The sequence below is a fragment of the Bacillus sp. SIMBA_008 genome (assembly GCF_046535495.1).
Taxonomy (GTDB): Bacteria; Bacillota; Bacilli; order Bacillales; family Bacillaceae; genus Bacillus; species Bacillus subtilis.
In genome coordinates this window covers 1-256 of record NZ_JAWRWL010000824.1, presented here as the reverse complement: position 1 = coordinate 256, position 256 = coordinate 1, and the positions used below count along the sequence as shown (strand labels likewise).

At 65.2% G+C, this 256-nt stretch carries 1 protein-coding gene; it reads left to right on the top strand.

All coding sequences use genetic code 11. The annotated features are described in order from the left end of the window. The coding region (locus SB658_RS25625) for an ABC transporter permease (protein ID WP_410603268.1) at positions 1-256 on the top strand (256 nt) is incomplete at both ends.

Sequence of the window (256 nt, the reverse complement as noted above, 5' to 3'; positions counted from 1 at the left end):
CGTCCTGCTCATGACGGTCGCGATGGGAGTCTCGTATACGGCCTTCCGCCTGTTCACCGACATGAAGAGCGGCATCTTCGACCGCTTCCACTCGATGCCGATCGCGCGTAGCGCCGTGCTCTGGGCGCACGTACTCCCCTCGCTCGTGGCGAACCTGATATCTGTGGCCATCGTGGTCGGCGTCGCGCTCATCATGGGATTCCGCACCGGAGCCGGTGTGCTCGGTTGGCTCGCCGTCGCCGGCATCGTCCTGCTG